At 71.8% G+C, this 23,843-nt stretch carries 23 protein-coding genes; 13 read left to right on the top strand and 10 right to left on the bottom strand.

Annotation, left to right across the window (positions count from 1 at the left end; translation table 11 throughout):
• Positions 1-5: 5 nt before the first annotated feature.
• The 10 genes from ACIRB7_RS14530 to ACIRB7_RS14485 all read left to right on the top strand — a co-directional run bounded on the left by ACIRB7_RS14530 (position 6) and on the right by ACIRB7_RS14485 (position 9,841).
• Complete coding sequence (locus ACIRB7_RS14530) at positions 6-761, top strand: (Fe-S)-binding protein (protein ID WP_403597336.1); 756 nt, start codon at positions 6-8, stop codon at positions 759-761.
• Positions 758-2,236 (top strand): lactate utilization protein B, encoded by a 1,479-nt coding sequence (locus ACIRB7_RS14525; protein ID WP_403597333.1) that lies wholly within the window; start codon positions 758-760, stop codon positions 2,234-2,236. The genes ACIRB7_RS14530 and ACIRB7_RS14525 overlap by 4 nt, the downstream gene beginning before the upstream one ends.
• Positions 2,233-2,895, top strand: a complete 663-nt coding sequence (locus ACIRB7_RS14520; RefSeq protein WP_403597330.1) for a lactate utilization protein C — start codon at positions 2,233-2,235, stop codon at positions 2,893-2,895. Before ACIRB7_RS14525 ends, ACIRB7_RS14520 begins: the two co-directional genes overlap by 4 nt.
• Before the next feature lie 205 nt (positions 2,896-3,100).
• Positions 3,101-4,216, top strand: a complete 1,116-nt coding sequence (locus ACIRB7_RS14515) for an NAD(P)H-dependent flavin oxidoreductase (protein WP_403597327.1) — start codon at positions 3,101-3,103, stop codon at positions 4,214-4,216.
• Positions 4,217-4,268: 52 nt separating this feature from the next.
• Complete coding sequence (locus ACIRB7_RS14510; protein WP_403597324.1) at positions 4,269-5,042, top strand: enoyl-CoA hydratase family protein; 774 nt, start codon at positions 4,269-4,271, stop codon at positions 5,040-5,042.
• Position 5,043: 1 nt separating this feature from the next.
• A complete protein-coding gene (locus ACIRB7_RS14505; protein ID WP_403597321.1) occupies positions 5,044-6,180 on the top strand; it encodes an acyl-CoA dehydrogenase family protein in 1,137 nt (378 codons plus the stop codon).
• Positions 6,181-6,184: 4 nt separating this feature from the next.
• A complete protein-coding gene (locus ACIRB7_RS14500; RefSeq protein WP_403597318.1) occupies positions 6,185-7,213 on the top strand; it encodes an acyl-CoA dehydrogenase family protein in 1,029 nt (342 codons plus the stop codon).
• A gap of 21 nt (positions 7,214-7,234) precedes the next feature.
• The gene (locus ACIRB7_RS14495; protein WP_403597316.1) at positions 7,235-8,119 is read left to right on the top strand and encodes an SDR family oxidoreductase; all 885 of its coding nucleotides are present in this window, start codon (positions 7,235-7,237) and stop codon (positions 8,117-8,119) included.
• Between the two features lie 90 nt (positions 8,120-8,209).
• Complete coding sequence (locus ACIRB7_RS14490; RefSeq protein ID WP_403597313.1) at positions 8,210-9,001, top strand: SDR family oxidoreductase; 792 nt, start codon at positions 8,210-8,212, stop codon at positions 8,999-9,001.
• 204 nt (positions 9,002-9,205) lie between these two features.
• The gene (locus tag ACIRB7_RS14485; RefSeq protein WP_403597310.1) at positions 9,206-9,841 is read left to right on the top strand and encodes a TetR/AcrR family transcriptional regulator; all 636 of its coding nucleotides are present in this window, start codon (positions 9,206-9,208) and stop codon (positions 9,839-9,841) included.
• A gap of 48 nt (positions 9,842-9,889) precedes the next feature.
• On the opposite strand, the gene ACIRB7_RS14480 is transcribed toward ACIRB7_RS14485, so the two are convergent.
• Genes ACIRB7_RS14480 through ACIRB7_RS14465 form a run of 4 tightly spaced genes read right to left on the bottom strand, consistent with a single transcriptional unit; the run spans position 9,890 to position 13,644 of the window.
• Positions 9,890-10,651, bottom strand: coding sequence for a CoA-transferase subunit beta (locus ACIRB7_RS14480; RefSeq protein WP_403597307.1), 762 nt, complete (start codon positions 10,649-10,651; stop codon positions 9,890-9,892).
• Between the two features lie 2 nt (positions 10,652-10,653).
• Positions 10,654-11,532, bottom strand: a complete 879-nt coding sequence (locus tag ACIRB7_RS14475) for a CoA transferase subunit A (protein WP_403597304.1) — start codon at positions 11,530-11,532, stop codon at positions 10,654-10,656.
• Between the two features lie 37 nt (positions 11,533-11,569).
• Positions 11,570-12,751: an acyl-CoA dehydrogenase family protein gene (locus ACIRB7_RS14470; protein WP_403597301.1), complete on the bottom strand. Its 1,182-nt coding sequence runs from the start codon at positions 12,749-12,751 to the stop codon at positions 11,570-11,572.
• Between the two features lie 29 nt (positions 12,752-12,780).
• A complete protein-coding gene (locus ACIRB7_RS14465) occupies positions 12,781-13,644 on the bottom strand; it encodes an enoyl-CoA hydratase (protein WP_403597298.1) in 864 nt (287 codons plus the stop codon).
• A gap of 140 nt (positions 13,645-13,784) precedes the next feature.
• Here ACIRB7_RS14465 and ACIRB7_RS14460 point away from each other — a divergent pair, with 140 nt between their 5' ends.
• The 3 genes from ACIRB7_RS14460 to ACIRB7_RS14450 are packed head-to-tail and all read left to right on the top strand — an operon-like array spanning position 13,785 to position 16,993.
• Complete coding sequence (locus tag ACIRB7_RS14460) at positions 13,785-14,954, top strand: acyl-CoA dehydrogenase family protein (RefSeq protein ID WP_403597295.1); 1,170 nt, start codon at positions 13,785-13,787, stop codon at positions 14,952-14,954.
• On the top strand, positions 14,951-15,754 hold the full coding sequence (locus tag ACIRB7_RS14455; protein WP_403597292.1) for an SDR family oxidoreductase: 804 nt from the start codon (positions 14,951-14,953) through the stop codon (positions 15,752-15,754). Before ACIRB7_RS14460 ends, ACIRB7_RS14455 begins: the two co-directional genes overlap by 4 nt.
• A 48-nt stretch (positions 15,755-15,802) precedes the next feature.
• The gene (locus ACIRB7_RS14450) at positions 15,803-16,993 is read left to right on the top strand and encodes an acetyl-CoA C-acetyltransferase (RefSeq protein WP_403597290.1); all 1,191 of its coding nucleotides are present in this window, start codon (positions 15,803-15,805) and stop codon (positions 16,991-16,993) included.
• On the opposite strand, the gene ACIRB7_RS14445 is transcribed toward ACIRB7_RS14450, so the two are convergent.
• From ACIRB7_RS14445 to ACIRB7_RS14420, 6 genes are all read right to left on the bottom strand, one after another.
• A complete protein-coding gene (locus tag ACIRB7_RS14445) occupies positions 16,938-17,348 on the bottom strand; it encodes an FAD-binding protein (protein WP_403597287.1) in 411 nt (136 codons plus the stop codon). The two genes, ACIRB7_RS14450 and ACIRB7_RS14445, sit on opposite strands and share 56 nt — an antisense overlap.
• Before the next feature lie 225 nt (positions 17,349-17,573).
• Positions 17,574-17,864: a hypothetical protein gene (locus tag ACIRB7_RS14440; protein WP_403597284.1), complete on the bottom strand. Its 291-nt coding sequence runs from the start codon at positions 17,862-17,864 to the stop codon at positions 17,574-17,576.
• Positions 17,865-17,933: 69 nt separating this feature from the next.
• Positions 17,934-19,352 (bottom strand): Re/Si-specific NAD(P)(+) transhydrogenase subunit beta, encoded by a 1,419-nt coding sequence (pntB, locus tag ACIRB7_RS14435; protein ID WP_403597282.1) that lies wholly within the window; start codon positions 19,350-19,352, stop codon positions 17,934-17,936.
• Position 19,353: 1 nt separating this feature from the next.
• Positions 19,354-20,883 (bottom strand): Re/Si-specific NAD(P)(+) transhydrogenase subunit alpha, encoded by a 1,530-nt coding sequence (locus tag ACIRB7_RS14430; protein ID WP_403597279.1) that lies wholly within the window; start codon positions 20,881-20,883, stop codon positions 19,354-19,356.
• Between the two features lie 1,165 nt (positions 20,884-22,048).
• Entirely contained in the window at positions 22,049-22,546 is a 498-nt protein-coding gene (locus ACIRB7_RS14425) for a hypothetical protein (RefSeq protein WP_073813181.1), read from the bottom strand.
• Positions 22,547-22,575: 29 nt separating this feature from the next.
• Positions 22,576-23,802 carry a hypothetical protein gene (locus tag ACIRB7_RS14420; RefSeq protein WP_403597276.1) on the bottom strand — a complete coding sequence of 409 codons (1,227 nt, stop codon included), beginning with the start codon at positions 23,800-23,802 and terminating at the stop codon, positions 22,576-22,578.
• Positions 23,803-23,843: the final 41 nt, after the last annotated feature.

Raw genomic sequence — 23,843 nt, 5'->3', positions numbered from 1 at the left:
CCGCGATGCGTGTCGCTCTGTTCCTGACCTGTGTCAACGACACGCTCTATCCGGACACCGGCCGGGCCGTGGTGAGGCTCCTGTCCCGTCTGGGCGTGGACGTCGACTTCCCCGCGGGCCAGACCTGCTGCGGACAGGCCCACTACAACACCGGCTACCGGCACCAGGCCGAACCCCTCGCGCTGCGCTACGCCGAGGTCTTCGCCGGCTACGACGCGATCGTGACCCCGTCCGGGTCCTGCGGCGCCATGGTCCGCGAGCTGTACCCCCGCATGGGCGAGCGCGCCCGCGCGGAAGGCCGCGGCGACAGGCTCGCCCGCACCCTCGCGCCGGTCGTGCCGAAGACGTACGAGCTCACCGAGTTCCTGGTGGACGTGCTCGGTGTGACGGACGTCGGCGCGTACTACCCGCACAAGGTCACCTATCACCCGACCTGCCACGGCCTGCGCGGCCTGGGGCTCGCCGACCGGCCGTACCGGCTGCTCCAGGCCGTCAAGGGCCTCGAACTGGCGGAACTGCCCGGAGCGGAGGAGTGCTGCGGCTTCGGCGGGACCTTCGCGGTGAAGAACCCCGACGTCTCGGCCGCCATGGGCGCGGACAAGGTGCGCAGTGCCGAGTCGACGGGTGCCGAGGTGCTGTGCGCCGCCGACAACTCGTGCCTGATGCACATCGGTGGAACGATGTCGCGGCTGAAGGTGGGCATGCGGCCCGTCCACATCGCGGAGATCCTGGCGAGCACGGAGAAGGAGCCCCTGCTGTGAGCGGTACGTTCGTCGGGATGCCGGCCTTCCCGAAGGCGGCGCACGACGCGGTCGACAACCCCACCCTGCGGGGCAACCTCCGCCACGCGACCCACACCATCCGCGACAAGCGCGCGGTCGCCGTCGCCGAGCTCGACGACTGGGCTCAGCTGCGCGACGCCGGCAAGCAGATCAAGGACCACACCCTCCGCCATCTCGACCGCTATCTGGTCCAGTTGGAGGGGTCGGTGACGGCCGCGGGCGGCACCGTGCACTGGGCGGCGGACGCGGACGAGGCCAACAGGATCGTCGCCGACCTGGTCAAGGCCACCGGCGAGACCGAGGTCGTCAAGGTCAAGTCCATGGCCACCCAGGAGATCGGCCTCAACGAGGCTCTCGAAGCCGAGGGCATCGCCGCCTACGAGACCGACCTCGCCGAGCTCATCGTCCAGTTGGGCAAGGACCGGCCCTCGCACATCCTCGTCCCCGCGATCCACCGCAACCGCGGAGAGATCCGCGACATCTTCGCCCGCGAGATGAGCGAGTGGGGCCGGCCCGCACCCGCAGGCCTCACCGACAGCCCCGCCGAGCTCGCCGACGCCGCGCGACTGCACCTGCGGGACAAGTTCCTCCGGGCCAAGGTCGCCGTGTCGGGCGCCAACTTCATGGTCGCCGAGACCGGCACGCTCGTCGTCGTGGAGTCCGAGGGCAACGGGCGGATGTGCCTGACGCTCCCCGAGACGCTGATCTCGGTCGTCGGCATCGAGAAGATCGTCCCGACCTGGCGCGACCTGGAGGTGTTCCTCCAGACCCTGCCCCGCTCCTCGACCGCCGAGCGGATGAACCCGTACACGAGCATGTGGACGGGGACGAGCGAGGGCGACGGCCCCGGCGACTTCCACCTCGTCCTCCTCGACAACGGCCGCACCGACACCCTCGCGGACGAGGTGGGCCGCCAGGCCCTGCGCTGCATCCGCTGCTCGGCCTGTCTCAACGTCTGCCCGGTGTACGAGCGGGCCGGAGGTCACGCGTACGGCTCGGTCTACCCGGGCCCCATCGGCGCGATCCTGAGCCCCCAGCTCCGGGGCACGCAGAGCGAGGTCGACGCCTCGCTGCCGTACGCCTCCTCCCTCTGCGGCGCCTGCTACGACGTCTGCCCCGTCGCCATCGACATCCCCGAGGTCCTGGTGCATCTCCGGGAGCGGATCGCCCAGGGCGGACCGGTGACCCGCGAGGGCGACACGGTCGTCCTGAAGCCGGCCAAGGGGCACGCGGCCGAGCGTGCGGCCATGCGGGCGGCGCGCTGGGCGCTCGGCCGACCGGGTGTGCTGCGGGCCGGACAGCGGCTCGCCTCACGCACGCGGAAGCTGCATCCACGGACGCTGCCGGGTCCCGGCAAGGCGTGGAGCGCGACGCGGGACCTGCCGCCGGTGCCGGCGGAGCCGTTCCGTGACTGGTGGCAGCGCACCGACGGCGGAAAGAAGGACGGGAAATGAGCAGCAGGGATCTGATCCTCGGCCGGGTGCGGAGCGCGCTCGCCGACGTACCGCCCGACGACACGCCGTACGAGCAGGCCGTCGACCGTTCCTATCTACGCGTCCACGGTGACCTGGACGTCGGGCAGACGGTGGATCTCCTCGCGGAGAACCTGGCGGACTACCGGGCGATCGTGCACCGTTGCACGGCCGACGAGCTGCCGAGGACGGTCGCCGTGACGCTGGCCGCCCGGGGCGCGACGACGGTGCTCGTCCCGCCGGGCCTGGATCCCGGCTGGCTCTCGGCGACCGACGTCGTGCGGGTCCAGGACCGGGCGGACACCACGCCGCACGAACTCGACCGGATCGACAGCGTGATCACCGCCTGTGCAGTGGCCGTCGCCGAGACGGGCACCCTCGTGCTCGACGCCGGCCCCGGTCAGGGCCGCCGTCGCATCACGCTGGTCCCCGACCACCACATCTGCGTGGTGCGCGTCCCGGACCAGGTGGTGTCCTCCCTCCCCGAGGCCCTCGAACGCCTCGACCCGACCCGCCCTTCGACCTGGATCTCCGGCCCGTCGGCCACCAGCGACATCGAACTCGACCGCGTCGAAGGCGTCCACGGGCCGCGCACCCTGGAGGTCGTCCTGGTGACCGGTCCACGCTCCACGGCCGCGTGACCGCAGGGCGGATCCGGCAGGACTGAACGCACCGGCGCCGAGGCCTTCCTCCGGCGTCCTGTCGTACGGCCGTGAGGCGACTGCGACGGGCAGGTGCCGACACGCCATTGAGAACCAAGCAAGTGCTTGGTAGTGTGCCGAGGTGCCGGGCCCGGCAGCAGTCGCAGTCGAGCCCCGGACCGTCGAGCCTCCGGAGGATCCCGGCATGACTGCGATGACCCAGCCCGCGGCCCACCCCGCGACCCACCCGGCCCTGCGCACCGCGCTGTGCGACCTGGTCGGGGTCAGGTACCCGATCGTGCAGACCGGTATGGGCTACGTGTCCGGGCCCGAACTGACGGCGGCCACGGCGGCCGCGGGCGGGCTCGGCATCCTGGCCGGTGCCACCCTGACCCTGGAGCAGACCCGTACCGCCGTCCGCGCCGTCAAGGAGCGCACCGACGCGCCGTTCGGCGTCAACATGCGCGGCGACGCCTCCGACGTACTGGAGCGGGGCGAACTCCTCGTCCAGGAGGGCGTCCGGATCGCGTCCTTCGCCCTCGCCCCGAACGAGCGGGTGATCCGCCGCCTGAAGGACGCCGGGCTTGTCGTCATCCCCTCCGTCGGCGCTCGTCGCCACGCCGAGAAGGTCCAGGCGTGGGGCGTGGACGCGGTCGTCGTCCAGGGAGGCGAGGGGGGCGGCCACACCGGCCCGGTGCCCACGTCGATCCTGTTGCCGCAGGTGGTCGACGCCGTCGACATCCCGGTCATCGCGGCCGGCGGCTTCCATGACGGCCGGGGCCTCGTCGCGGCGCTCGCGCAGGGTGCCGTCGGCATCGCGATGGGTACGCGGTTCCTCCTCACCAGCGACAGCACGGTGCCGGACGCGGTGAAGGCCGAGTACCTGCGGCGCGGTGTCGACGGCACCGTCGTCACCACCGTCCTCGACGGCATCCCGCAGCGGCTGCTGCGCACCGACCCGGTGGAGCGGCTGCTGCGACAGAAGGCACTCGGCCGCGCGGGCCGCTCCCTCAAGCACGCCGTCGCCTTCCAGCGGGTCTCCGGCATCTCCTGGCGGGACATGGTGCGCGAGGGCCTCGCCATGCGCCGCCGGCACGACCTCGGGTGGTCCCAGGTGCTCATGGCGGCCAACACCCCGATGCTGCTGCGCGCCAGCATGACCGAGGGCCGCACGGACGTCGGCACGCTGGCCTCCGGCCAGGTCGTCGGCGTCATCGACGACCTGCCCAGCTGCCAGGAACTGATCGAGCGCATCGTGGCCGAAGCCGGCGCCGTACTCACCCGACTCGCCGCGCCCCGGGCGGCGGCGAAGCCCGCCTGACCGGCGCTTCGAGTCCTCCTGGGCTCCGTCCACGACACCCTAGGGAGAACGCATGGGCACAGACACGCTCACGACCACCGTCGACGGGCGCGGCATCGCCGAGATCGTCGTCGACCGCCCGCCCGTCAACGCACTCCCGGTCGAGGACTGGTTCCGACTCGCCGAGAAGATCGCACGGCTGGGTCGCGATCCGGATGTCCGGGTTGTCGTACTCCGCGCCGGAGGACGGGGCTTCAACGCCGGGGCCGACCTCAAGGAACTCCAGGCCGACGCCACCCACGCCGCGCTCGTCGGGGTCAACCGGGCCTGCTTCGCCGCCTTCGCCGCCGTCTACGACTGCCCCGTACCCGTCGTGGTCGCGGTCCACGGTTTCTGCCTGGGCGGCGGCATCGGCCTCGTCGGCAACGCGGACATCGTGATCGCCGCCGAGGACGCCAAGTTCGGACTGCCCGAGATCGACCGGGGCGCCCTGGGCGCCGCCACCCACCTCTCCCGTCTCGTCCCGCAGCACAAGGCGCGGGCCATGATGTACACCTGCGCGACCGCGAGCGCCGCCGAACTCCACGCCTTCGGCTCGGTCCTGGAGGTCGTCCCCGGCGAGCGGCTGCGCGACCGGGCCCTCGAGATCGCGGCCGGCATCGCGGCGAAGAACCCGAAGGTGATGCGGGCCGCCAAGGAGGCCTTCAACGGCATCGACCCGTGGGACGTGAAGCGCAGCTACCGGTACGAGCAGGGCTTCACCTTCGAGATCGCCCTCTCCGGAGTCGCCCGCGAGGTCCGCGGCGCCTTCGGACGTACGGGGGAGCGCGTAGGGGACGGGGAGTGACGTGGACCTGACCTGGAGCCCCGAGGAGGAGGCGTTCCGGCAGGAGGCCCGGCAGTGGCTCGCGGCGCACGTGCCGCGCGAGCCCCTGCCCTCCGGCGACACCCGCGCGGGCTTCGCCGCCTGTCTGGAGTGGGAGCGGAAGCTGTTCGACGCCCGGTGGTCGGTGGTCTCCTGGCCCGAGGAGTTCGGCGGCCGGAACGCCACCCTGTGGCAGTGGCTGATCTTCGAGGAGGAGTACTACCGGGCCGGGGCGCCCGCCCGCGTCACCCAGAACGGCATCTTCCTGCTCGCCCCGACCCTCTTCACGTACGGAACCCCCGAACAGCAGAAGAGACTTCTGCCGCGCATGGCCGCCGCCCAGGACCTGTGGGCGCAGGGCTGGTCCGAGCCGGGCGCGGGCAGCGACCTCGCCGGCATTCGCAGCCGCGCGGTCCGCGACGAGGCCGCGGGCGGCTGGCGGCTCAGCGGGCAGAAGACGTGGACCACCCGCGGCGCCTTCTGCACGCACCTGTTCGGGCTGTTCCGCACGGATCCCGAGGCCGGACGCCACCACGGACTGACGTACTTCCTGCTTCCGCTGGACGCCCCCGGCGTCACCGTCCGCGGCTTCGAACGCCTCGACGGCGACGAGGGGTTCGCCGAGGTCTTCCTCGACGAGGTCTTCGTACCGGACGCGGACGTACTCGGCGGCGTCGGTCAGGGCTGGCGGGTGGCCATGGCCACCACCGGTTCCGAACGCGGCCTCACCCTGCGCTCGCCCGGCCGCTTCCTGCACACCGCCGACCGGCTCCTGGACCTGGCCCGCAGCACCCCCGGCGCCGCCGCCGCGCACCGGGACCGCCTCGTACAGGCGTGGATCGACGCCCAGGCGTACGAGCTGTTCACCCTGGAGCAGGTCACCGCGATCACCGAGGGCCGCGCGGTCGGAGCCGAGTCCAGCCTCAACAAGCTCTTCTGGTCGGGCATGGACATCCGTCTGCACGAGACGGCCATCGAACTGCTCGGATCCGAAATGGAGTTGGAGGACGGCTGGAGCAGGGGCTTCCTGTTCTCCCTCGCCGGCCCCCTCTACGCCGGCACCAACGAGATCCAGCGCAACATCGTCGCCGAGCGGCTGCTCGGCCTGCCCAGGAGGTGACGCGATGCGGTTCGCCGTAGCGGAGCAGGACACCGCGCTGGCCGAGGCGGCCGGGGAGGTGCTGGACCGCGAGGTGGACGCGGAGGTGGTCCGGGCCGGCTGGCCGGGCGCCGCGCCGCACGGGGGTCCGGGCGACCGGGTCGGCGCGGTGTGGCGCACCCTCGCCCAGGTCGGGATCACCGGCGCGCTCGTTCCCCAGACCATCGACGGCTTCGGCCTCGGCCTCGACGAGCGGGCCCTGCCGCCGCTGATGGAGACCCTGGGCCGCAGTGGCCTGCCGGTGCCGGCCGCGGAGGTGGTCGCCGTCGGGGCTCCGTTGCTCGCCGCCGCGGGGGCCACCTCGTACCTCGATGCCGTCGTGGACGGAACAGCGCTCCTCGCCGTCGGCCTCACCGAAGGCGCGGCCGTGCCCTTCGCCGCCCGCGCCGACCTGATCGTCGTACGCGTCGGAGGTCAGGCGCGCCTGTACGAGCGAGGCGAGGTGCGCGTCGAGCCGCTCGCCGCCGTCGACGGTTCACGCCATCTGGGCCGCGTCACCGCCCCGCCCGCCGGCGGCCTGGTCCTCGCGGGGGAGGAGGCTCTGGACGTCCCCTGGCGGCGCGGTGTCCTGGCCACCTCCGGCCTCCTCGTGGGACTCGCCGGACGGATGCTCGAACTGACCGTCGGGTACGTGCGGGAGCGGCATCAGTTCGGGGTGCCGGTGGGCTCGTTCCAGGCGGTCAAGCACGCCCTCGCCGATGCCGGGACGGCGGTGCGCTTCGCCCGCCCCGCCGTCCTCGCCGCCGGCTGGGCGCAGGCGACCGGTGCCCCCGACGCGGAGCTCCGTACGTCGATGGCGAAGGTGCTCGCCTCCGATGCCGCCCGCCAGGTCGCCCGGACGGCGATCCAGTGCCACGGCGCCATCGGATACACCACCGAGTACGACCTCCACCTGTACGCCAAGCGGGCCTGGGCGCTCGCCGCCGACTGGGGCGGCCCCGCGTACCACCGCGAACGGATAGCGCGCCGGCTCGGCCTGACTCCGACTCCGTGACGAAACGAAAGGACCGTGGAAGTGACGGGAATCTGCGAGGGCCGGGTCGTCGTCGTGACCGGCGCGGGTCAGGGCCTCGGCCGCGAGCACGCCCTGGCGCTGGCCGCCGAGGGAGCGAGGGTCGTCGTCAACGACCTCGGGGAGGCGGCGGCCCGTGCCGTCGCCGAGGAGATCCGGGCGGTCGGCGGCACCGCCGTCGCCGACCCGGGCGACGTCAGCGACTGGGCGTACGCCGAAGGACTCGTCGGACGTGCCGTCGCGGTGTACGGCACGCTGGACGCCCTGGTGAACAACGCGGGTCTGAACCGCGACCGGATGCTGGTCTCCATGACCGAGGCCGAGTGGGACCTGGTCATGAAGGTGGACCTCAAGGGGCACGCGGCGCCGCTGCGCCACGCCCTCGCCTACTGGCGTGAGCGGGCCAAGCAGGGGAGCCCGGTCGCCGCCCGCGTCGTCAACACCAGTTCCGGGGCCGGCCTCATGGGCAGTGTCGGGCAGGGGAACTACGGCGCCGCCAAGGCCGGCATCGTCGCCCTGACCGTCATCGCCGCCTCGGAGACGGCACGGTACGGCGTCACCGTGAACGCCATCGCGCCCTCCGCCCGCACGCCCATGACGGAGGCGGTCGAGGCGTTCGCCGACAAGATGCGCGTCCCCGAGTCCGGCTTCGACGCCATGCATCCCGGCAACGTCTCGCCGCTCGTGGTCTGGCTGGTCTCCGCCGAGTCCGGCGACGTCACCGGCCGGGTCTTCGAGTCCGAGGGCGGCACGATCTCCGTCGCCGACGGCTGGCAGCACGGTCCGAGGGCGGTGCGTGAGCGCCGCTGGGACCCGCGCGAGGTCGGCCCCGCGGTACGCGACCTCCTGGCCAAGGCCCCGGTGCCGGCGCCGGTCTACGGCGCCTGACCGGGACGCGCCTCCGTGATTCAACCCAGCGCTTGCTTGTTTTCGGTGGCTACAGTGAGGGCTCCGGCACGACGACACGGAAGGAGCGGCATGTCGCTGCGGATAGACATGTCAGGGAAGGTCGTCCTGGTCACGGGAGGCGCTCGCGGCGTCGGCGCCGGGATCGTGGAGATGTTCCTGCGGGCAGGGGCCCAGGTGGAGATCTGCGGTCGCACCGCCCCGCCGCCGGGTGGTGGGGCCGCTCGCTTCAGTCAGGTCGACGTCCGCGACGCGGACCAGGTCGCCCGCTGGGTCGGCGACGTGGTGGACCGGCACGGGCGGATCGACGTCGCCGTGAACAACGCGGGCGGCGCGCCGTTCGTCGGGTTCGTGGACGCCTCCGCGAACTTCCACCGCAGGATCACCGAGCTCAACTTCCTGGGGCCGGTGCACGTGTGCGGCGCGGTCCACCCGGTCATGAACGCCCAGGACGACGGGGGAGTGGTCCTCAACATCACCTCCATCAGCGCGCGCAGGCCGAGCCCCGGAACAGCCGTGTACGGCGCGGCGAAGGCGGCCCTGGAGAGCCTCACCACCAGCCTCGCCGTCGAATGGGCCCCGCGGGTGCGGGTCAACGCGGTCAGCTGCGGCCTGGTGGCGACCCCGGGATCGGAGGACCACTACGGCGACGCAGAACAGGTCGCCCGGGTCGCGGCCACCATCCCGCGTGGCGTCCTCGCCCGGCCCGAGGAGATCGGCTCGGCCTGCGTCCTGCTCGCCTCACCGCTCGCCTCCCACGTCACCGGCGCCGTCCTGAACGTCGACGGCGGCGGCGAGTGGCCGGCCTTTCTCCAACACACCCCGAACAGCGCGTCGTTGCGGGTTCCCACGCGTCAGCGATGAACCCGCGCGTCACCGAGGAAACGGAGCCCGTCGTGCCCGAAGCAGTCATCATCGAACGGCTCGGCTGACCCTCGAGGCGAACGGCTCGGCTGACCCTCGAGGCGCGGGGAGCCGGCCCTTGACGCCGCCGGCCGTGCGCTGTGGCAAGATCGATCAAGCACTTGCTTGTGAGGGGCGCCGGCCCCACCCGAAGGGACGGACGACATGGCGACACGACGGCTCGGCCGGGCAGAGGTCCGCACACCCCGAGCGCGTGGGAACGCCGCCTCGGGCCGACGTGCCGAGCTGCTCAGGATCGCCGCGGGCCAGTTCGCCTCGCACGGATTCGCCGCGACCACCGTCCGGGACATCGCCGACGAGGCGGGCATCCTCTCCGGCAGCCTGTACCACCACTTCCGCTCCAAGGAGGAGATGCTCGACGAGATCCTGCGGGACTTCCTCGGCAGCCTCTTCGAACGGTTCCAGGAGATCGAGAAGGAGGGGGAGGGGCCCAGGGAGGTCCTCGACGGCCTCATCCAGCACTCCTTCACCACGATCCACGAGAGGCCCGAAGCCGTCGCCCTGTACCAGAACGAGTCGGGGTCGCTGAGCGGACTGCCCGGCTTCGAGTACGTCGACGAGTTCAGCAAGAAGATCGAGCGGATCTGGCTGGGCGCCCTCACCGCCGGGCAGAAGTCCGGCGTCTTCCCGGACGACATCGACGTGAAGCTGAACTACCTGTTCATCCGCGACACCGTCTGGTCGGCGGTGCGCTGGTACCGGCCCGGCGGAAAGTACCGCCCCGAGACCCTGGCGGCGCAGTACCTCAGGGTGCTGCACACCGGTCTGCTCGCCACGTAGCGGCCCCGGTCGGCGGGTGATCGGGACCGGCTGCTCAGGTGCCGGTTCTCAGGCGGGTACCTCCCGGTCACGGGTGCCGTGCGGGTCGATGACCTCGCGGACGAGGCGCAGCTCCTCCTCGCTCGGCAGCCGGGTCTCCGTCGCTCCGGTCGCGTCGAGGTCGAAGCCGGTGCTCTGCCGGACCTCGTCGACGGTGACGCCGGGGTGCGTCGAGCGGATGCGGAGCCGGCCGTCCTGCCCGTAGTCCAGTACGGCCAGGTTGGTGACGACCACGCCCAGGTGGTGGAAGCGCAGTGCCTGGCCGCGCTGGGCGCGGGCCCGGTCGTTACCCACCCCGCACACCACGTCGACCTTCTCGACGAAGACCTTCGGGGAGTGCCGGGCCACCCAGTAGTCGGTGCGGTGGTTGGCCGTGTTGCCCGGCGCGCCGCGGACGCCGATGAGCTGCCGCGCGGGGCGGCGCCAGTCGCCGATGAGCGAGATGTTCTGGTTGCCGTACCGGTCGATCTGGCTGGCGCCCATCATGCTCTGGCGGCGGCCGCTCCCGACGATGTCGAACACCCGCCGGTACGGCACCCAGCTCTCCACCACGGCGCTTCCCCCGTCGGCGGCGCTCCGCCCCAGCGGCGGCGGCTCGCTGACGAAGTACGCCTCCCCGTCGGAGAGGACGAGGTCCGGGCTCGTCGTCAGCCGGGCGAGCCTGGCCCCGATCGCGGGAATCGTGCCCACCGCGTGCGCGAGTACCTCGCCGGCGTCGCGCCAGACGTCGGCGCAGGCCGCCGCACACACTTCGGCCCTGGTGATCTCCATGGTCACTTTCCCTCCCGCTCGCCGTCGCGCGACGCGTGGAACCGGTCCACGGCCGCCAGGTACTCGTCCTCGCCACCCGCCAGGTACTGCTTGCGGAAGAGCTCCCACGCGTCGGCGTCCGCGGCCGTGGACGCGTAGTACCGCTGGAACGCCTCGTCCCGGCCGTAGTCCGGAGCGCAGGACGTGAAGTGGGCGCCGCGCGGGGTCTCGATGACGCCGTCGACGAAGAGCCGGCTGATCAGCAGTGACTGGGCCGGCCCTCCGCCGAGCAGGTCCTCGGTGGGCACGATCCGCTCGCAGCTGACGTAGCAGCGGTCGGCGGCCATCGCGTACAGGTCGTCGAAGTACGGGTCGGGGCCCAGGTACTGGGCGTTGCCGGCGGCGTCGGCACGGTTCACGTGCACCAGAGCGACATCGAGCCGCAGCGCCTTCATGGCGACGTACTCCTCGTCGCTGTACGGGGAGGGAATCGTCACCAGGTCCGGGTTCATGGTGAGGACGTCGGAGCCGAGCCCGGCGCGCGTCGGCAGGAAGGCCAGTCGCTGGGCCGCCGCCCGCAGCCCCGTCACGAACATGCCCTCGTCGTACTCCGCGGTCTCCACGCCGCCGCGCTCCCGCACGGCGCGGAAGTGCGGGTCGAGCGCGATGCTGTCGAGCGACACGAATCCGTAGACGAGCTTGCGGACCTTCCCCGCGGCGCACAGCAGCCCGACGTCCGGGCCGCCGAACGAGACGACGGTCAGATCCGTGACGTCGCTGCGCAGCAGCGCGCGCACGAGGGCCATCGGCTTGCGCCGCGAGCCCCAGCCGCCGATCCCGATCGTCATGCCGGATTCGATCGTCGCGGCGAAGTCCTCCACGCGCATCGACTTGTCGCCCATACGGTCTTCCTCTCACGAGTGGTTCGGTCGGGCGCCGTCAGGAGGCCGGGTGGCCGTCGGCCGCCTGTTCCAGCAGGCGGAAGAGCCGGCGCCGGTGTTCATGGGGCTGGCCGAACAACTGGGACGTGGCGTGGGCGCGCTTGAACACCATCTGGGCGTCGTGCTCCCAGGTGATCGCGATGCCGCCGTGCAACTGGACGGTCTCCGAGGCGACGAGGTGGAGCGCCTCGGAGCACCAGGCCTTCGCCAGAGCGGCGTCGTGGGGGAGTCGGGGTGTGCGGTGGGCCGCCGAGTGGGCCGCCGCCCAGGACGCCGAGCGGGCCGTCTCCACGGCGACCAGCATGTCGGCCATGCGGTGCTTCAGCGCCTGGAACGAGCCGATCGGACGCCCGAACTGCTCGCGCTGCCCCGCGTACGCGACGGTCATGTCCAGGCCGCGCCGGGCCGCGCCGACCTGGAGCGCCGTCACGGCGACGGCGGCGATGTCGTGAAGGGCGGGGAGCAGCGCGCTCGCGTCGAGCGTGACGGGAACGGCCCGTGCGCCCGCGAACTCCACTCGGGCGAAGCGCAGCGTGGTGTCCATGGCGGGGGTGGCGGCGCGGTGGACGCCAGCGTGGGCCGGGTCCACCTCGAACAGGCCGACCTGCCCTGTCCCGTGGGTCGCGACGGCCAGGAGCGTGTCCGCGCCGACGCCGTCGAGGACCAGGGTGGCCGTACCGGACAGGGCCCAGCCGGCCTCGGTCCCGCCCGCGGCGTCGAGGGCGTCGGCGTCGGTGTCGTCGGCGTCGGCGCGTACCGCCGCGCGGTCGGTGTGCCAGCGGCCGTCCTCGCCCGCCCAGCACACGGCCGCCGTGCGCGTGCCCTCCGCCAGGCCCGGAAGCAGACGGCGGCAGGCGGCCTCGTCGCCCGAGAGGAGCAGCGCCTGCGCGGCCAGCACACCCGATCCGAGCAGCGGACTCGGGGTCAGCGCCGCCCCCAACTCCTCCAGGACGACATGGGTTTCGACGAGTGTGAAGCCCGCGCCGCCGTACTCCTCGGGAATGGCCAGGGCCGCCGCGCCGACCTGCTCGCACACGGTCCGCCACAGCTCCGGGTCGTACCCGAGCTCCGACTCGGCCGCCGCGCGGACCGCGGCGCTGTCGCTGCGCCGCGCGAGGAGGTTCCGTACGGTCGAGGAGAGTTCGTGCTGCTCCTCGCTCGGTCGAGCCGTGAACGTCATCGGATCTCCTTCCCCCGGCGGACCGGGCCTCAGGCCTTCGCGGCGGCGTCGCGCATGGCGCGGGCGTCCATCCCGGCCAGGGAGTCGGCGCCGACCTCCGCGTTGTGGGAGTGGGCGGCGTGGTGCAGGCCGAAGACCGAGTCCATGCCCGAGCGCATGCCCTGCAGGTCCTCGGCCTGGTTGACCGCCTTCTTGGTGAGCGCGAGGCCGAAGCGGGGCATCGCGCTGATCCGCTCCGCCAGCGCGAAGGTCGCCGACTCCAGGTCCTCGCGCGGCACGACGTGGTTGACCATCCCGAGCCGCAGCGCGCGCTCCGCGTCGAAACGGTCCCCGGTGTACAGGAACTCCTTCGCCGCGCGCGGATTCATCACCCACGGGTGGGCGAAGTACTCGACGCCCGGGATGCCCATGCGTACGACGGGGTCGGCGAAGAACGCGTCCTCGGCGGCGACGATGAAGTCACAGCACCAGGCGAGCATGAGACCGCCCGCGATGCACGCGCCCTGCACCATCGCGATGACCGGCTTCGGGATCTCCCGCCAGCGCCGGCACATGCCCAGGTACACCTCGGACTCGCGGGCGATGCGCGCGTCGACGCCCTGCTTGTCGGTGTGGTCCCACCAGATGACGGCCTTGCGCTCGAAGGTCTGGTCGATGTCACGGCCGGGCGTACCGATGTCGTGACCGCCGCTGAAGTGCTCGCCGTTGCCGGCCAGGACGATGACCTTCACGTCGTCGTCGTCGACCGCGCGACTGAACGCGGCGTCAAGCGCGTACGTCATCTTCGAGTTCTGCGCGTTGCGGTACCGGGGCCGGTTCAGTGTCACGACCGCGACGGAGCCGCGTACTTCGTACGTGACGACGGACTCCTCGTCCATCTCGACAGGGGACATGCCAGCTCCTTCGCGATCACGTCACGGTCCGACACACACCGTACCCAAACAAGTGCTTGGTGGGTTACTCTAGGCCATGCCCCGTCTCCCGACCAGCACCGGACTGCCGGCGGATCCTTCGAGAGGTGACCGTGGATCAGATGCGATCGACGAAGGACGAGGTGTTCCGCCGGGAGGTGCGGGACTGGCTGGAGACGCACCTCCACGGCGACTTCGCCGCCCTCCGGGGCCTGGGAGGGGCCGGCCGTGAACACGAGGCGTACGACGAACGCCTCGCCTGGGACCGGCATCTGGCCGCCCACGGCTGGACGTGCGTCGGCTGGCCCGAGGAGCACGGAGGCCGCGGACTCGGCCTCGCCCGGCAGGTGATCTTCCACGAGGAGTACGCACGGGCCGGCGGCCCCGCCCGGGTCAACCACCTCGGCGAGGAACTCCTCGGCCCCACCCTGATCGCCTTCGGCACCCCGGAACAGAAGGCCCGGTTCCTGCCCAGGATCCGCGCGGTCGAGGAACTCTGGTGCCAGGGCTACTCGGAGCCGGGCGCCGGCTCCGACCTCGCCGCCGTGTCCACCAGGGCGCGCCCGGCGGAGGACGGCCGGTGGGTGATCGACGGGCAGAAGGTGTGGACCTCGCTGGCACACCTGGCCGACTGGTGCTTCGTCCTCGCCCGCACCGAACCGGGCTCGGCGCGGCACGCCGGGCTGTCCTACCTCCTGGTCCCCATGCGGCAGGAGGGAGTCGAGGTGCGGCCCATCACCCAGCTCACCGGCACCTCGGAGTTCAACGAGGTGTACTTCGACGGAGCCAGGACCGACGCAGACCTGGTCGTCGGCGCACCCGGGGACGGCTGGAAGGTCGCCATGGCCACCCTCGGCTTCGAGCGCGGCGTCTCCACGCTCGGGCAGCAGATCGGCTTCGCCCGGGAACTGGAGGCGGTGGTCGCCCTCGCCCGCCGCAACGGCGCCATCGAGGACCCCGAGATCCAGGACCGCATCACCCGGGCGCACATGGGTCTTGAGGTGATCCGGCTCAACGCCCTCCGCATGCTCGACGGTGCGGGCACCCAGGGGCCGCGGGCATCCATCGCCAAGCTCCTCCGGGGGACGTGGCACCGCTCACTGGGCGAGCTGGCGATGGAGGTGGCAGGCGCCTCCTCCCTGGTGGCCGCCGGAGCACCGTACGACCTCGACGACTTCCAGCGCCTGTTCCTGTTCAGCCGGGCCGACACGATCTACGGCGGCTCGGACGAGATCCAGCGCAACATCATCGCCGAGCGCGTACTCGGCCTGCCGAAGGAGCCCAAGCCGTGAACCCGAACGCCAGGGCGGCGCGGCCGCCGGCCTATGTGCCCGGACACGGACTGCTGAAGGACCGGACCGTGGTGGTGACCGCCGCGGCGGGAGCCGGCATCGGCGCCGCGGTGGTGCGGCGCTGCCTGGAGGAGCAGGCGCGCGCCGTGGTCCTCGGCGACGTACACGAGCGGCGCCTCGCCGAGGCCCACGAGACCCTCGCCAAGGAGTTCGGGCCGGAGCGGGTGGCGTCGGTGGTCTGCGACGTGACGAAGGAGGAACAGGTGGGGGCGCTCCTCGACGCGGCCGAACCGTTCGGCGGCGTCGACGTGATGATCAACAACGCCGGCCTCGGCGGCACCCGCTCGGTCCTGGAGCTGACGGACGAGGAATGGTCCCGGGTCCTCGACATCACCCTCACCGGCACCTTCCGCTGTGTCCGCGCCGCCGGGAACAGAATGGTCGCCGCCGGCCGCGAGGGCGTCATCGTGAACAACGCCTCGGTGGTCGGCTGGCGCGCGCAGGAGGGCCAGGCGCACTACGCGGCGGCCAAGGCCGGAGTGATGGCGCTGACCCGCTGCGCAGCGATGGACCTCGCCCCGCACGGGATCCGTGTCAACGCGGTGGCCCCGAGCCTGGCCATGCACCCCTTCCTCGCCAAGGTGACCACCGAGGAGTTCCTCGACGGACTCAAGAACCAGGAAGCCTTCGGCCGGGCCGCCGAACCCTGGGAGGTGGCCAACGTGATGGTCTTCCTGGCCGCCGACTACTCCTCGTACATGACCGGCGAGGTGGTGTCGGTGAGCAGCAGGCACCCGTGAGCAGTGCAGCTCAGTGACCACCGGACGACCAGGAAGAAGAGGACCGGCATGGCCGAGGCCTACATCGTCGACGCCGTACGCACCCCGGTCGGGCGGCGCGGCGGTTCCCTGTCCGCCGTGCACTCTGCGGACCTCGCGGCGCACGCCGTCGGCGCCCTGATCCGCCGTACGGACCTCGACCCCGGCGCCGTCGACGACGTCATCCTGGGCTGCTGCGACACGATCGGCTCGCAGGCCGGAGACATCGCGCGCACCGCGTGGCTCGTCGCCGGACTGCCCGACCACGTGCCCGGTGTGTCCATCGACCGGCAGTGCGGATCCAGCCAGCAGGCGGTGCACTTCGCGGCCCAGGGCGTCATGTCGGGCACCGCAGAACTCATCGTCGCCGGCGGGGTGCAGAACATGTCGGCGATCCCGATATCGGCCGCGATGACCGTGGGCCAGGCGTACGGATTCAGCACGCCGTTCGCCGAGTCGCCGGGCTGGATCCGGCGGTACGGCACGCAGGAGGTGTCGCAGTTCCGAGCCGCCGAGATGATCGCAGAGAAGTGGCGGCTCACCCGCGAGGAGATGGAGGAGTACGCCTACCGCAGCCACCTGCGGGCCGCCGCCGCGATCGACGCCGGACGGTTCAAGAACGAGATCACGCCGTACGGGGACGTCGACACCGACGAGTGCCCGCGCCGCGACACGTCACCGGAGAAGATGGCCGCGCTCAAGCCCCTCACCGAAGGCGGCCGGATCACCGCCGCGCTCGCCGCCCAGAACTCCGACGCGGCCTCGGCGATGCTGATCGCCTCCGCGCAGGCCGTACGCGACCACGGCCTGACCCCGCGCGCCCGGATCCACCACCTCTCGGTGCGCGCCGACGACCCGGTGTGGATGCTGACCGGGCCGATCGAGGCAACCCGCCATGCACTGCGCAAGTCCGGCCTGACCCTCGACGACATCGACCTGTTCGAGATGAACGAGGCCTTCGCCTCCGTGGTCCTCGCCTGGGCGAAGGAGATCGACGTGGACCCGGCCAAGGTCAACGTCAACGGCGGGGCCATCGCCCTGGGCCATCCGATCGGCGCCACCGGCACCCGGCTGATGACCACACTCCTGAACGAACTGGAGCGTACCGGCGGCCGCTTCGGGCTCCAGACCATGTGCGAGGGCGGCGGCCAGGCCAACGTCACGATCATCGAACGCCTCGGAAGCACTCAGCTACGGCGGCGCCCCGGCCGGGAGTCGTAGGGAGTGGCCCGGGAGCCGTCCGCACCCACCTCGAGCCGACCGATCCGCTCGAGTACGGGTGCTCGAAGCGGCTGCGGCAGGCGTCGCCGCGCAGGTCGACGGCGGAGCGCCGCACGGCGTCGAGGACGCCGAGCTCTTCCAGGGCCGTCGAGGCGTTCGGAGCCAGCTGCAGACCAGCCCCGATCTCGCCGAAGCGGACGGCACGCTCCACCAGCCTCACCCGGTGGCCGACCCGGGCGACCGCGAGGGCAGCGGCCAGGCCACCGATGCCGCCGCCGATGACGGGACTTGAGCGATGACGGAGTGCGGGCCCCGCGGGCGCGACGTGCTCCGCACTGGGTGCCGGCGGCGCCACCCCGACTCGATGGCCTGTCCGAGGCCCTTGACGAGCCCGTTGACGGGGGCCGGGTCCATGCCGCCGAGGCAGCGGATCCGCTGCGCCTCGGGATACGGCGGGCCATGGTGACGGGCTCCGGGTGGGCCGTCTCGTACAGCAGGGTCTCGCCCAGACCGCCGTCCATCGGCGCCGAACCGGTCTCGACGTTCGACTCGTGGACGACCGGTCCGCCGTTCTCCCACGTCAGACACTCGCCGGCGGCGATGTGCATGAGGTGCTGGAGCACCGCCCGACCGACGCCGGCCGCTCGTCGCCGACCGTCCAGAACATCTCGATGTCCTCGACGGTGTCGAGTTCGTTCGCGGCGTCGACGGCCAGGACGTTGCTCATGCCCGGCGAGGCGCCGCAGCCGATGCAGAGCGGAATGCCCGCTTCCTGGGCCTTGTCGGCGAGGCCGAGGGCGTGCTGGGTGCTCTCGACGTCGTCGTCGAAGTCGAGGTACGGCACCTTCAATTCGATGCAGGCCGTGATCACGGGCTCGGAACGTATCCAAGGACCCGGTCGCCCGCCCGTCCGGGCGGCCGGGTCCGCGAGCGGCCTTTCTCAAAGGGCGCCGACGATGTCCTCGACCCGGGTCTTCGCGTCGCCGAAGAGCATCGCGGTGTTCTCACGGAAGAACAGCGGGTTCTGCACGCCGGCGTATCCGGAGGCCATCGAGCGCTTGAAGACGATGACCTTGCCGGCGTTCCAGACGGTGAGCACCGGCATGCCGGCGAGCGGGCTGGCGGGGTCCTCCGCTCCGGCCGGGTTGACCGTGTCGTTGGCGCCGATCACGAGGACGACGTCGGTCGTGGCGAAGTCGTCGTTGATCTCGTCCATCTCCAGGACGATGTCGTACGGCACCTTCGCCTCGGCCAGCAGGACGTTCATGTGACCGGGCAGGCGGCCGGCGACGGGGTGGATGCCGAACCGTACGTCGACGCCCTTGGCGCGCAGCTTCGAGGTGAGTTCCGCGACCGGGTACTGGGCCTGGGCGACGGCCATCCCGTATCCGGGAGTGATGATCACCGAGCGGGCCGAGCTCAGGAGTTCGGCGGCGCTCTGGGCGGTGGTCTCCTGGTGCTCGCCGTAGTCGACGTCCGATCCCGACGGCGCTTCGATGCCGAAGCCGCCGGCGATCACGGAGAGGAACGAGCGGTTCATCGCCTTGCACATGATGTAGCTGAGGTAGGCACCCGAGGAGCCGACGAGCGCGCCGGTGATGATCAGCAGATCGTTGCCGAGCAGGAAGCCCGAGGCCGCGGCCGCCCAGCCGGAGTAGCTGTTGAGCATCGAGACGACGACCGGCATGTCGCCGCCGCCGATCGACGCCACCAGGTGCCAGCCGAGGGCGAGGGCCAGAACCGTCACGGCGATGAGCAGCCACAGCTCCGGCGTGATGACGAACCACACGGTCAGGGCGAGGAACAGGACCAGCGAGCCGAGGTTCAGGGCGTTCTTGCCCGGCAGCACGAGCGGCTTGGAGTCCATCTTCGCGGCGAGCTTCAGGTAGGCCACGACCGAGCCGGTGAAGGTGACCGCGCCGATGAACAGGCCGATGAACACCTCGGCGTGGTGGATGCCCAGTGTGCCGAGCGCGTCCAGGCCCTTCGCCTCGTGGCCGTCCGGGTCGTACTCGACGTTCAGGAAGCCGTTCCAGCTGACGAGGACGGCGGCCAGACCGACGAAGGAGTGCAGCAGCGCGATGAGTTCGGGCATGCCGGTCATCTCGACGCCGCGGGCCCGCTGCAGACCGATCAGCGCTCCGATCAGCATCGCGACGGCCATCAGACCGAGGCCGGCGGTGCTGATGTCGCCGTCCCACGCGAGCACGATGGTCGCGACGAGCGCGACGCCCATGCCGAGCATGCCGAAGGCGTTGCCGAGCCGCGCCGTTTCGTGCTTGGAGAGTCCTGCCAGCGCGAGGATGAACAGCAGCGCGGCAACGAGGTAGGCCGCCTGGGCGGCGATGGTCGCAGACATGTCAGCTCCGATTGAACATGGCGAGCATGCGACGCGTCACCGCGAAGCCGCCGAAGACGTTGATACTGGCCAGAAGGATCGCCACGGACGACAGCACCGTGACCGCCGTGCTCGTGTGGCCGATCTGGAGGAGTGCGCCGACGACGATGATCCCGGAGATCGCGTTCGTCACCGACATCAGCGGCGTGTGCAGCGCGTGGTGCACGTGTCCGATCACGTAGTAGCCGATCACGATCGCGAGCACGAAGACCGTCACGTGGGGCAGCAGCGCCGCCGGGGCGAAAGCGGCGGCGAGGAACAGTGCCAGCGCGCCGAGGGCCACGCCGCCGAACCTCTGCTTCGCCGTCGCCGGGGCCTTCTTCGGCTTCGCCTGCGCCGTCGCGGCCGCCGCGGGCGCGGGGGCCGGGGCCGCGGAGACCTGGACCGGCGGGGGAGGCCACGCCGACTCACCGGCGCGTACGACGGTGATCGAGCGCTGCACCGGGTCGTCCCAGTCCAGGACCAGCGTCCCGTCCTTGCCGGGCGTCATCAGCTTCAGCAGGTTCACCAGGTTCGTGCCGTACAGCTGCGAGGCCTGGGCCGCCAGCCGGCCCGCGAGGTCGGTGTAGCCGATGATCGTCACACCGTTCTCCGTGACGGTCTTCTCACCCTTCACGGTGCCCTCGACGTTGCCGCCGTTGGCGGCCGCCATGTCGACGATCACCGACCCCGGCCTCATGCTCGCCACCATCTCCGCGGTGATCAGCGTCGGCGCGGGACGGCCCGGGATCAGCGCGGTGGTGATGACGATGTCCACCTCGCGGCACTGCGCGGCGTACAGCTCGACCTCGCGCGCCTTGTAGTCCTCCCCCATCTCCTTGGCGTAGCCCGTCTTGGAGACCTCGACCTCCGGGGACTCGATCGACAGGTACTCGCCGCCCAGGGAGCGGACCTGGTCGGCCACCTCCGGCCGCGGGTCGGTCGCCCGTACGATCGCGCCGAGCGAGCCGGACGCGCCGATCGCCGCCAGACCGGCGACGCCGGCGCCCGCGACGAGCACCTTCGCCGGGGGCACCTTGCCGGCCGCGGTCACCTGGCCGGTGAAGAAGCGCCCGAACTCGTGCGCGGCCTCGATGACGGCCCGGTAGCCGGCGATGTTCGCCATCGACGACAGCACGTCCATCGACTGGGCCCGGCTGATGCGCGGCACGGCGTCCATCGAAAGCGCCGTGAACGGACGCCGGCCGAGGTCCTCGACCATCGCCGGGTCGAAGGCCGGCGCGAACAGAGCGATCACCGTCGCCTCCGGCCGGACCCGGTCCAGCTGCGCCGGGGTCGGGGCGTTGACCCCGAGCACCACGTCCGCCGCCACCGCGTCACCGACGGTCGCGCCGGCGGCCTCGTAGGCGCTGTCGGTGAACCCGGCCGCGACCCCCGCGCCCGGGTCGACCACCACGTCGTATCCCAGTGTGCGGATCCGTTCGATCGTGGCCGGCGTGGCCGCGACGCGACTCTCACCCGCCCGCGCTTCCTTGAGGACTCCGACAATCACGAACGTTCTCCGTTTCACTGCGCGGGCCGTCACGGCCCGTCACGGCCGTCATGGATCTGGACGCCGAGGTGAGTTCTGTCGTCCCTCAGAATCGTCGGCGGCGACCCCGATCGGAAGCGCGCCAGTTGTGACTCATGCCATACACCGGATGTAACTGCGGCGGACGGCTGGAAGGATCGTGTGACGAGCCCAGCGCACGAGTTGTTTCACCAGATCGCGCTTGATCGCCCGCTCCAGGGCGTCGTATGCACGCGCCCATCGTGCCGCTACCGGAGAGGCGTGGTCGTTCTGCTCGGCAGGAGTGAGACGCATCAGGGTATGGAGCCACCTCTCGCACCACCGGTCGAAGCCGGACCGGTAGTTGTAACGTGCCGTGCCCGAGAGGGAGTCCTTCCCCTCCTGTGCGTCCAGGGCTTCCTCGCAGAGCTCTTCCCAGGTCTCCTGCCAGGGGAGCCGGAACCGCCCGGGCCGACGGCGTCGAAAGTCGGAGTCGAGGAGTGCCGCCGCCCCGATCAGGAGCAGTCTTCCTGGGCCTTCCCACCGCGGTAGGCGGCGGCATGGCGTTCCGCCACCCGATCACGAGCGGCGCCCAGTGCCGAGTGCGGCTTCCGAAGGAGGCGGTGGATGTCCCCCGCATCGCGCTCTCCCGGTCCGAACATCCCGAAGGTGAGGACGTCGCCATACGCCTCCCTCGAGTGACGGCGCCGGGTCCGGTCCAGATGGGTGCCTCCACCGACCGGCCCTCGGCCCTGCGGTGTACGGAGCGGTCGAGCCGAGGCGTGTCGGGCGCCCGGCCGGGAGCTGGGCCACCGCCTCGGTGGGGCTCGCCCACACCGGCAGCGGGCCGCCGCCGACCGCTTCGGCGCCCTTGGGCGGGCCGCACCTTCGTGTCCTCGGTGATCAAGGCGTAGACGCCTCGCGTGCCGTTGTCGGCGTCGGTCCGCCGGGCGAGGCGGGAGCGGAGGAAGGCGGGATCGCCCCGCCCCTTCCGTTCGAACTCCTCCATGCACGCCGTGCGCGCCCCGGAGCCGGACCGCCCCGCCGTCGGCCTGGGCCGGTCCGTCCCGGGTGGTCACGCAGGCCGCCCGGTGACCGAGGCCGCCGAAGGCGACCACGACCACCGGGCGGAGCCGCCCGGTTCCCGGACGGTGTCGACGCGCGCCGCTCAGCAGTTCCGGATGGACCACACGGGCGTCCAGTCGTACGTGAAGGGCGTGGGCTCCGGCAGGACGACGTCCAGCACCTGGCCGTTCTGGCCGTAGAAGAACGCGGCGGCGCCGACCTGGTTGTTCACCACCTGGCCCACGCCGTTCCAGTGGGACAGGGAGTACTGGTGGCAGCGGTAGAGGAAGAAGACCTTGTACTTGCCCACCACCGGGTCCCAGACCCCGGTGCAGAGATTCCCCGACGCGCACGTGACGGGGCTGCCCGACGTCGTGTGCACGTAGTCCGCCCAGGGCGAGACCGTCGGTGATACGGCCGCCACGGCACGCGAGGACGGCCCCTCGCCCCGGGGCGCCGGCGGCATGACCATGGTGTGGCCGCCGCCCTCGCGAGGCCCGTCCGAGGCCGCCGCATGGGCCGGGCCCGCCGCGAAGGCGGACACCAGCACCCACAGGAGGGCACCGACCACACCGAGGGTGGAACGCCAGGTACGCGACATCGTCACTCCTTCTCCGGGAATCCCCGGGCTCACTTCTGACTCGTGCACAGCGGTACGTCCGGCAACTGGTCGTCCGGATGGCTGATGTAGATGTTGGTGACGTAGCCCCCGTACTGCGGCAGATACGCCCACCAGTCGTTCGTGTACGGCGGGACGGAGACGAGCTGCCCCTTCTTCTGGCAGCCCACCAGCACCTCCACGCCGGCCGGGAGCCGGGTCAGCAGGTTGTCCCCGACGGCCGGTTCCGACCGGACGGCGACGTCCTGACCCCACGTCCCGTACCACTTCCCCTTCGGCGCGGTGCCGCCGGGAACGTTCAGGGAACGGGTCAGCCGGCCGAGGTCGGTGTACGCCTTTCCGTACGACGTGCCGTCCTGGTGCAGTGTGAGGACGGCCACGATCGAACGGTCACCGGCTCCGACGGTGCCGGTCGTGTGCAGCGCCGGTCGGCTCAGGTCGACGCCGGCGTCCCCCGCACCGGCGGACGCGGGGGCCGAGGCGTCGACGCCACCAGCCGCAGTGGCGCTTACGGAGCCGCAGTTCCCCTTCGCGTACTTCCCCGACCAGCCCTGTTTCACGGCCCACGGGCGGTCGAACGCGGCGGCGATGCCGAAATGCTGGTCGAAGGAGTCCGAGGCGCACCGGGTCGACCGGCGCAGACGCTCCATGATGAAGTCACGAACCGGCGCGGGAGCGGACTCCAGGATGTGCCGGTAGGTCTTCACGGTGTCGCGGGCCGACATGGCCGTGTAGCCCCAGTACCCCTCGTAGCCTGCCGGTGGGGGAGCGGTGTCGGCGAGCCCGAGCCGCGTGACCATGCGCTCGACGATCGCCGGCCCGCCGTAGGCCGACCAGTAGTAATTGGCGGCGGCGTCCTGACTGCTGCGGAGCATGACGTCCAGCCGCGTGCGGTCGGCGGCCGGGATGGTGTCGGGGCTGCGGTTCCACAGGAAGTCGAGGGCGAGCAGGAGCTTGACGACCGACGCGGACCGGAACGTGGCGGCCGGGGCGAGCTGTTCGGTGAACGTCCCGGTCTGCCGGTCGAACACGGCCACGCCTGCCGTGACCCCCGCGGGCACCTGGGGGCTCGCGGGCGTGGCCGACACGGTGTCACCCGTCGGTTCCGTCGCGGCCGCGACGGAGTGCGGGAGCGCCGCGCCGGTGAAGGAGAGGGAGAGGAAGGCCGCGGTCGCGGCGAGCAGGCGCCGAGGTGTACGGCGAGCGGTGGTGCGGGAGTGCCTGGCGATGCGGAGCATGACGTGAGGGGTCCTCGCTCGGTGTGAGGGCGCGCTGCCCG

Source organism: Streptomyces sp. NPDC093795 (assembly GCF_044764665.1).
Lineage (GTDB): Bacteria > Actinomycetota > Actinomycetes > Streptomycetales > Streptomycetaceae > Streptomyces.
Note: the sequence above shows the minus strand (reverse complement) of the source record. Positions and strands in the feature narration are given on the sequence as shown.